The sequence below is a fragment of the Streptomyces sp. NPDC059828 genome (assembly GCF_042731955.1).
Lineage (GTDB): Bacteria > Actinomycetota > Actinomycetes > Streptomycetales > Streptomycetaceae > Streptomyces.
In genome coordinates, this window is the sequence record NZ_JBHWIW010000015.1 from 22,512 (window position 1) to 29,227 (window position 6,716).

7 protein-coding genes are annotated in these 6,716 nt (G+C 70.8%); 2 read left to right on the forward strand and 5 right to left on the reverse strand.

Annotation, left to right across the window (positions count from 1 at the left end; translation table 11 throughout):
* Positions 1-8 precede the first annotated feature (8 nt).
* The 3 genes from ACFV6V_RS11915 to dhaK are packed head-to-tail and all read right to left on the reverse strand — an operon-like array spanning position 9 to position 2,075.
* On the reverse strand, positions 9-410 hold the full coding sequence (locus tag ACFV6V_RS11915) for a PTS-dependent dihydroxyacetone kinase phosphotransferase subunit DhaM (protein WP_385562717.1): 402 nt from the start codon (positions 408-410) through the stop codon (positions 9-11).
* A complete protein-coding gene (gene dhaL, locus ACFV6V_RS11920) occupies positions 407-1,078 on the reverse strand; it encodes a dihydroxyacetone kinase subunit DhaL (protein ID WP_385562720.1) in 672 nt (223 codons plus the stop codon). Before dhaL ends, ACFV6V_RS11915 begins: the two co-directional genes overlap by 4 nt.
* A 4-nt stretch (positions 1,079-1,082) precedes the next feature.
* The gene (gene dhaK, locus ACFV6V_RS11925; RefSeq protein WP_385562723.1) at positions 1,083-2,075 is read right to left on the reverse strand and encodes a dihydroxyacetone kinase subunit DhaK; all 993 of its coding nucleotides are present in this window, start codon (positions 2,073-2,075) and stop codon (positions 1,083-1,085) included.
* Positions 2,076-2,304: 229 nt separating this feature from the next.
* Between dhaK and ACFV6V_RS11930 the strand changes: the two genes are divergently transcribed.
* Both ACFV6V_RS11930 and ACFV6V_RS11935 read left to right on the forward strand, forming a co-directional pair.
* A complete protein-coding gene (locus ACFV6V_RS11930) occupies positions 2,305-2,823 on the forward strand; it encodes a DUF6328 family protein (protein ID WP_385562725.1) in 519 nt (172 codons plus the stop codon).
* A gap of 251 nt (positions 2,824-3,074) precedes the next feature.
* Positions 3,075-3,431: a PRC-barrel domain-containing protein gene (locus ACFV6V_RS11935; protein WP_385562935.1), complete on the forward strand. Its 357-nt coding sequence runs from the start codon at positions 3,075-3,077 to the stop codon at positions 3,429-3,431.
* 296 nt (positions 3,432-3,727) lie between these two features.
* Here the strand turns inward: ACFV6V_RS11935 and ACFV6V_RS11940 are convergent, their stop codons facing one another.
* Together ACFV6V_RS11940 and ACFV6V_RS11945 are read right to left on the reverse strand one after the other, a co-directional pair.
* Positions 3,728-5,122 (reverse strand): MFS transporter, encoded by a 1,395-nt coding sequence (locus tag ACFV6V_RS11940; protein ID WP_385562728.1) that lies wholly within the window; start codon positions 5,120-5,122, stop codon positions 3,728-3,730.
* A gap of 364 nt (positions 5,123-5,486) precedes the next feature.
* The gene (locus tag ACFV6V_RS11945) at positions 5,487-6,584 is read right to left on the reverse strand and encodes a chemotaxis protein (protein ID WP_385562731.1); all 1,098 of its coding nucleotides are present in this window, start codon (positions 6,582-6,584) and stop codon (positions 5,487-5,489) included.
* Positions 6,585-6,716 lie beyond the last annotated feature (132 nt).

A 6,716-nucleotide genomic window follows, 5' to 3' on the forward strand; every position in this document is an offset into this window, starting at 1 on the left:
CCGTGGCGTCACACCTTGCGGTAGTCGTATGCCTCCGTGGCCGCCGCTGCCACCGCGTCCAGATCCGCGCCCGCCGATGCGGTGACGAGCGCCGCGACCGCGCCCTCGGCGAACGGAGCATCCACCAGCCGTGCGCCGTCGGGCAGTTGCTCGCCCTCAGCGATCAGGGACTTCACGGTCAGCACGGCACTGCCGAGATCCGCCAGCACGGCCACCCCCGCGCCCTGGTCCACCTCCGCCACGGCGTTCGAGATCAGCTCGGCACTGGTGCCGAAGCGGCCGTCCGCCGTGCCTCCCGCCGCGGCGATCGGCGCTGTCTCACCCCCGCCCGACAGTGCCCTGGCCATCGTGGCGACCGAAAGAGCCACCTCCGCGCTGTGCGAGACCAGGACGATTCCCACCAGGCTCACGACGCCTCCCCGGAACCGCCGTCCGCTGCGGCCTGGACGAGGGCGGCGACCAGCAGGGCCGACGACGTCGCGCCCGGGTCCTGGTGCCCGACACTGCGCTCGCCCAGATAGCTGGCCCTTCCCTTGCGCGCCAGCATCGGCACGGTGGCGGCGGCGCCCTGCTCCGCGGCCTCCCGGGCCGCCGCGAACGACTCGTCCAGCGCCTCCACGGCCGGCTCCAGCGCGTCCAGCATCGTCTTGTCCCCGGCCTTCGCCCCGCCGAGCTGTGCGACCGCCGCGACCCCCGCCCGCAGCGCTTCGGTGAGGCGCTCCCGCGACACCTCCGTGCCGTCGCCGAGCATCTTGCCCGCCCGCCGCAGCAGAGTGCCGTACAGCGGCCCCGAAGCTCCGCCGACCGTCGAGATCAGCTGCCGCCCGGCCAGCACCAGCATGGCTCCCGGGGTGTCGGGCGCGTCGCTCTCCAGCGCGGCCCTGACGGCCGCGAACCCACGCTGCATGTTGATGCCGTGGTCCGCGTCGCCGATCGCCGAGTCGAGCTCGGTGAGCAGCGCCGCCTCACGGGCCATGGCGTCGGCCGTGGCGTACATCCAGCGGCGGAAGAACCCGGTGTCGAGGGTCTCGGACACGTGCACTCCTCCTGCCGGTTCCGTGGCACGTACGGGGTCCATCGGATCAGCGGCCCCACCGCAGCGCCGGAGTCTGCACCGGCGCGTCCCACAGCCTCATCAGGTCCTCGTCCATCGCGCAGATCGACACCGAGCACCCGGCCATGTCGAGCGAGGTCACATAGTTCCCGACGAGAGTACGGGCCACCGGCACGCCCCGCTCGCCGAGCACCCGATGCACCTCGGCGTTGAACCCGTACAGCTCCAGCAGCGGCGTCGCCCCCATTCCGTTGACGAGCAACAGCACCGGAGTCGACGGCTTCAGGTCCTCCAGCACGGCGTCGACCGCGAAGTCCGCGATCTCGCGGGACGTCATCATCGCCCGGCGCTCGCGCCCAGGCTCGCCGTGGATACCGATGCCGAGCTCCAGCTCACCGGCCGGCAGATCGAAGGTGGGGGAGCCCTTCGCGGGCGTCGTCACGGCGGTCAGCGCCACACCGAAGCTCCGCGACCGTGCGTTCACCTCGCGTGCGATCGACTCGACCCGCTCCAGCGGAGCACCCTCCTCGGCCGCCGCCCCCGCGATCTTCTCGACGAACAACGTCGCGCCCGTCCCGCGCCGACCCGCCGTATAGAGGCTGTCCGTCACCGCCACGTCATCGTTGACCAGCACTTTGGCGATCTGGACACCCTCGTCCTCCGCCAGCTCGGCCGCCATGTCGAAGTTCAGGACGTCGCCCGTGTAGTTCTTCACCACGAACAGCACCCCGGCCCCGCTGTCGACCGCCGCGGCCGCACGCACCATCTGGTCGGGCACGGGTGAGGTGAACACCTCCCCGGGGCATGCCCCGCTCAGCATTCCCGGGCCCACGAACCCGGCGTGCAACGGCTCGTGCCCGGAACCGCCCCCGGACACCAGTGCCACCTTCCCGGAGACGGGCGCGTCGGTCCGCACCACCACCCGGTTCTCCACGTCCACCCGCAGCTCGGGGTGCGCGGCGGCCATCCCCCGCAGCCCATCCGCGACGACCGTCTCCGGGACATTGATCAGCATCTTCATGCCTTCTCCTAGGGAGCTCAGCGGGTGACTCTCTGACCGGTGCACTTCCTGTTCGGATCTGGTGCGGGAGGCGGACGGAGCCCCGTTCACCAGTATCGACCTTGCGACAGCCGGGGTCATGTGGGCCACGGCATCCCGCGCGACGGCCAACGCCGACCGCGATTTTGGCAGGTTCACGGCGTGCGGGCGGGGGGTACACGCCCGTGACCGTTCCGGCAGAGGAGGCCACATGAGTGCAGACGGAGCATCCGGCGAGGCCGGTCGAGGCGACAGCCGCGGCGAGACGGAGGACGAGCGAGCGGACCGGCGCTGGCAGGAGCTCGTCCAGGAGATACGGGTGACGCAGACGGGTGTGCAGATCCTCTTCGGGTTCCTGCTCACGGTCGTGTTCACACCGGCCTTCCAGAAGCTGGGCCAGACCGACAGGACCATCTACATCGTGACGGTCATCCTGGGGTCGCTGGCCACGGGGGCGCTCATAGGGCCGGTGGCGTTCCATCGGATCGTCTCAGGGCGGAGCATCAAGCCGATGATGGTCGTCTGGGCGTCACGACTCACGTTCCTCGGGCTGGTGCTCCTGCTCGCCACTCTGGTCTCGGCGCTCTTCCTGATCCTGCGGACCGCGACGCACGACGGCTTCGTGCCCTATCTCGTCGCCGGGGTCTTCGCCTGGTACCTCCTCTGCTGGTTGGTCCTTCCCGTCTGGGCCCGTTCCCGCTACACCTCGGACGACTCCCCGGCCGAGTGACGGCGCCGCAGGTGGCGGTCGCCGGTCGCTCACCGCCCGAGCGGGAAGCCGCGCGCGAACACCTCCGTCAGCCGAAGAGGGACCGCCAAGCGGACGCGGCGCGGGGAACGCGGTGGGTGTCCTTCGGGAATACGGGGGCACACGACCGAGGACAGCGAAAGACCGGCGGGCTCTGAAGTCCGTAGCCCGGAAAGGCGAAACCGAGGCGGAAAGCCTGCCTCGTTGTGCAGGGAGGATTCAACGTGACTGAGATGTGGAGCTACAAGTCCACGGCGGGCCACCTGGCGGGGACCGACCTGACGGGTTACAAGGTCGAGGCGACCGACGGCAGCATCGGCAAGGTCGACAAGCACTCCGATGAGGTCACTGACGCATACCTGGTGGTGGACACGGGTGTATGGATCTTCGGCAGGGAAGTGCTCCTTCCGGCAAGCACGGTGAGCCGCATCGACGTGGAGGAACGGAAGATCTACGTCGACAGGACGAAGGACCAGATCAAGGACGCCCCCGAGTTCCACCGCGACAAACACCTCGGCGACCCCGGCTACCACGAAACGCTGGGTGCCTACTACGGCCTGGGCGGTCCCTTCGGCGGTCGAATCGTCTGACCGGCCGTCCGTGTCGCGCGTGTCGTGCACGTCGTCCGCGCAAGCCGAGCATGACGGCACCGAAGGATCCGGGGTGCGAGGGTCTCCCTCGCACCCCGTTCCTTCGTGAACACGGAAGATCTGGGCCCTGGCCGTCTTGCTGGCCGTCACGCGCCGGCTGTCCGGCCCCTGGCCGGGGAAGCGGCCCGTGACGCCGGTCGTCCGGCCCGGCGAGCGCCCACCGCACGTGCTCGCCGGGCGGGCCCCGGCACTCGCTGAACGCGTCGCCGCTGCACCGGGCACGTACACCACGCGGCCTACGGCGGGGCCACGCGCGGGGCGACGGCGGTGGCTTCCTCACCGGTGAGCTCGTCGAGCGAGCGCCCTGCGGGCTCGATGCGGAAGACCAGCGTGACGACGAAGGCGAGCGCGCTCGTCGCAGCGATGCCGTACAGGAGTGCGCTCTGGCCGATGTCCGCCAGAAGCACCGGGAAGAGGAACGTCCCCAGCGCGGCGCCGGCCTTTCCGCAGCCGGCCGCGAAGCCATGGCCCGCGGCCCGTACGTCGGCGGGGAAGACCTCCGCGGGCAGGACGAAGGTCGTCGCGTTGGGCCCCGTGTTCATGAAGACGTTGAACACGGCGAAGCCGGTGAAGACCATCGCGAGGTGGGCCGGGGAACCCCCGTGGAGTTCGTCCGACACTGCCAGCAGACACAGCGCGAACGTCATCATCGCGAAGCCGACGAGCTGGAGCGGGACCCGGCCCACCCGGTCGACCAGGGCGATCGCCAGCGCGAACCCGACCACGAGGAACACGTCCAGCGCGGCGGTGCCCTCGGTGGACACGATGTCGTCGGCGATGAAGGTGGCGTTCGCGCCGCCCAGCGCGAACCCGGCGAGCAGTGTGGGGGTGAAGATGCCCACGCCGTAGGTCGCGATGTCCATCAGGAACCAGGGCACTGCCGTGAAGACCGTGCGCCGCAGCAGCCTGCGCGAGAACAACTGCGGCTGGACGAAGGCGCGCAGCCCCTCCGGGGGCGGGGCATGGCGCTCGCGGTCCTGCTGTGTGAGGTGGATCCGGTGCCCGGTCATCGCCTGCCCCACTGCGCAGGCCTCCTGGTCGTGGCCATTGCGGGCGAGCCAGCGGGGGCTCTCGGGCATCCTTCGCCGGAGCACGATGATGAGCAGGGCGGGAAGCACACCGAATCCGAGCATCAGCCGCCAGGAGCCGAGGTCCGGCAGAAGGAGCAGGATCACCACACCGACCGCGGATCCCAGCAGGATGCCCGCCGCCTGGAGGCTGAACGCGCCGACCAGCCAGCGTCCCCGGTTGCGGCTGGGCAGGATCTCCGCCAGATAGCTCGCCGCGATCGGGTAGTCCAGCCCCACCGCCACTCCGAGCAGCAGCCGGAAGGCGATCAGGGACCAGATGTCCCAGGCGCAGGCGCAGGCCACCGAGAACACGACGAACAACCACAGGTCGACGCGGAAGATCCGGCTGCGCCCGAGCCGGTCGCCGAGCGGGCCCAGCAGCGCGGCGCCGAGCGCGGCACCGACGATCGCGGCGGCCGAGAGCAGCCCCTGTTCGGCCGCGCCCACGCCGAAGTCCCTGGCGATCAGCGGATTCGCCACGCCGATGATGAAGAAGTCGAAGCCGTCGAGCATGATGCCGAGCCCAGAGAGCAGCCAGAACCTCAGATGCAGCCGCGACATCGGTGAGTCGTCGAGCGCGGCCCCGAGCGCTCGTGTGCTGCCCGGAGATTGGTGGGTCGCCAAGGGCAAGTGCACTGCGAACGACCCCCAAAGCCGTCTCTCTGGTCACCGGCACGACGTGCGGGCGTACGGCCTGGGTCGGCGGCGCACGGCACCGGGGCCGAGTCAAGGCGAACGGGAGCAACGGATCAACGTGCCGCGCGGGTGGTTCACCGAGTCGTCATCGCACAGTCGACTCCCGGAAGGCCGGGAGCCTTCTTCCGGTGCGCGCCCGGTGGGCCTTCGGTCCGAGACGGGCGCGCACCCGTACCCTGCCCGCCGGCGTGACGGGTCAGGGCAGGGCATCGGCGGACGTTCAGCGACGTCAGTACCGCAGTGCGCTGGCTATCCCGCCCACCCCGGCGAGCGTGCCGTCGGGCACGAAGCGCACCTGCGCACCGGTCTCCAGGGACTTCTCGACGATCTCGTCCACGATGTCGTCGAGGGCGCCCCGGTCGCCGGGCTCGGCCGGCAGGAGGTGGCCACCGGAATCACGGACCGTCTCGCGGTAGTTCTCCTCCACCGCCAGCAGCGCGACCCGGCCGGACATCACGTTCTGGTGGATCTCGTCCAGCCCGGCGGCGAAGGCACGCCGCCCACGGGCCCGGTCCAGCTCCGCGAGCACGCTCTCGACCTCCTGCCGCGCCCGGGCCTCGGCATGGGGGCGCACCGCGTGCCAGAGGGCATCCGCAGGACCGTGCTGGAGACCGCCCATCGGGACGTGGACGGCCTTGCCCCTGGACACCGTCCCCGCGTGGTCGAGCAGGGAGAGCGCCGCGGGCTCACCCACCACGTACAACGCCCTGGGGTCGGTCTTGAGCAGCGTGCCCATCGCGGTGTCCGAGGCCTTCAGGAACTGGCGGGTGGCCTCGTCGGTGAAGGTGCTCGGCACATCGCCGATCCGCTCGCGGCGTTCGGCGTCGAAGTTCTCGAAGACCCGGGTCATCGGGAAGGCACCCCGGTGCATCTCGGTGAGCCGGTCGGCCGTGCCGCTCCACAGCGTGACATGGTCGGACGAGATGGCCAGCACCCAGAACGGGCGTTCCGCGGCCTGGGCCGAAACGAGATTGCGGGTCAGATACGTGTCGGAGAGCACCACGCGTTCCGGCACGGTCCGGCCGAGCATCCACACCTCGTGTTCCCCGGGCGCGGCGAAGACGACCAGGCCGTCCTCGGCATGCACCAGGTCGATCTCCCGCATCGCCCGGTTCAACTCCTCGGTGATGGCGATGCGGGTGGCCCGGGGGACGTCGGGATCGGTCTCCAGCTGTTCCTTCGCCTCGGCCATCAGATTGCGCAGCCGGACGGGGTCCTGCTCCTTGTCCGGATCACGGCGATGCGTCGGCATGAGCAGCGACACGGCAGGATAAGGGTGCTGCCGCCGCAGTCGGGCGAGTGTTTCGGAGCTGAGAGAAGGGTGCATCGGAGCCCTTTCTGAGCATGCGCGGGGTTGGTGCGGGCGTGGGGGGGGGGGCCGCGGGGCGGGCGGGCCCCGGGGGGGGGGGGCGGGGGGGCCGGGGGGGGGTGGGGGGGGGGGTGGGGGGGGCCCCCGCGG